The following is a 1,690-nucleotide window of genomic DNA, read 5'->3' as shown; positions in this document are numbered from 1 at the left end:
TGTAATAATCCCTTTATGGTTGTCAGATGAAATAATATAATTTCATCCGATAATCATGGAGGGATTTTTGTATGTCCAGAGCCAAGTATTCAGCATTAGAAAAATTAACGTTTATCGAAGAATTTAGAAAGTCCGGAATGCCGAGAAGAACTTTTGCCCGAGAATACGGTATTAATAAAGATCTATTCAAACGTTGGGTCGATCGCTATGACCGCGATGGTATTGAAGGTTTACAGGAAGCGCGCCACAATAATCACTATTCAAAAGCGCTGAAATTAGAAGCGGTATTAACTTATCTAACGGGTCAATATTCACAAGCAGATGTTGCACTTAAGTTTGGTTTACGATCACAAAAACAACTATTAGACTGGGTTTCCAAGTATAATGAGGATAAAACGGTGACGGCGTCACCGTCCAAAAGGCAGGTTCCCATTATGAGTCGTAAAACTTCTTTTGAAGAACGCGTTTCAATTGTTGAATATATTACCAAAGATAAACATAGTTATAATGAAACTGCGGAACACTTCGGTGTCTCTTATCAACAAGCCCGTTCATGGGTTCTTAAGGCACGACAAGGTGGTTATGAATCACTAATCGATAATCGTGGTCACCGTAAAGATCAATCAGAACTAACAGATTTAGATAAAGCGAATCTACGGATTCACGAGTTAGAAAGCCAAATCGAAGATCAAAAATTATATGCGGCCTTTATAAAAAAATGGCAGGAACTTCAGCGCAAGGGGTGAATAAGCAAAGACGACTGGCATATCACGCGATTAAGAATGTTAGTCAAGAAAAGCATGGTGCGATAACAAAACTTATAAAAATGGTTGGCGTTAGCCGTCAGGCTTACTACAAAGGGTTAAAAAGACAAGAAACAGTTTGGGAGACACGTAATAAACAACTTAAAGAGCGAACCCAATACTGGTTTGATTTCAATCTACAAGGGATTGGTACTGGAAACATGTTGGTAAATTTACAAGCTGACACATCAATTAATTTTCCCATTACTTTCAAACAGGTTCGACGAGTTATGCGAGAACTAGGTATTCGATGTTTAGTACATCCGAAGAAGCATAATCGTGTGAAACAATCAGAACAATATATCCAAGATAATCTTCTTAATCAAAATTTTAGTGTGAGTAGACCTAACCAAGTTTGGTTGGCCGATTCAACAGAGCTTTCATATGGCATAAATGGCGAATATAAAATTCGGTTAAGTGGTGTTTTAGATCTTTATGGTCGGCGACTTTTAGCCTATAATCTAAGTCCTACAGAAACTAGTGAAGCAGAAATCCAGGTATTTCAGCAGGCCTTTTCAGGTGCTGGTAGTGTACACCCCATGGTGCACACCGATCGCGGTTCAGCTTATACCTCAAAACTATTTAATCGTTCTCTTGATCGATATGAAGTAACTAGAAGTATGTCCCGACCAGGAACGCCATACGATAACGCTCCAATGGAGCGTTGGTGGAATGAATTTAAAAATCGATGGATGGCACGTCAGCCACTGCCAAAGACCTATCAAGAACTTATGAAATTGGTTGAAGCAGGAATTGAATATTTTAATCATTACAATCGCTCAACACAAAGAAATGGCCTTACCCCAGATGAATACTGGGATAAAGCCATTTAGAAACATATTAAATTTTATATTATTTCATCCGTCAACTTGACAGGGCCTAGTACA

At 38.3% G+C, this 1,690-nt stretch carries 2 protein-coding genes; both read left to right on the top strand.

All coding sequences use genetic code 11. The annotated features are described in order from the left end of the window. Nucleotides 1-71 precede the first annotated feature (71 nt). The gene (locus tag AC1RPJ_RS07570; protein WP_481761994.1) at nt 72-746 is read left to right on the top strand and encodes a transposase; all 675 of its coding nucleotides are present in this window, start codon (nt 72-74) and stop codon (nt 744-746) included. Beyond that, entirely contained in the window at nt 719-1,636 is a 918-nt protein-coding gene (locus tag AC1RPJ_RS07565; protein WP_481761993.1) for an IS3 family transposase, read from the top strand. The genes AC1RPJ_RS07570 and AC1RPJ_RS07565 overlap by 28 nt, the downstream gene beginning before the upstream one ends. Nucleotides 1,637-1,690: the final 54 nt, after the last annotated feature.

The organism is Dellaglioa sp. CoH-57-MRSF-17 (assembly GCF_056782015.1).
Note: the sequence above shows the minus strand (reverse complement) of the source record. Positions and strands in the feature narration are given on the sequence as shown.

Bases quoted from the DNA above. Each gene is read 5' to 3' on its own strand.
- AC1RPJ_RS07570 (WP_481761994.1), top strand. From the start codon at position 72: ATGTCCAGAGCCAAGTATTCAGCATTAGAAAAATTAACGTTTATCGAA.
- AC1RPJ_RS07565 (WP_481761993.1), top strand. From the start codon at position 719: ATGGCAGGAACTTCAGCGCAAGGGGTGAATAAGCAAAGACGACTGGCA.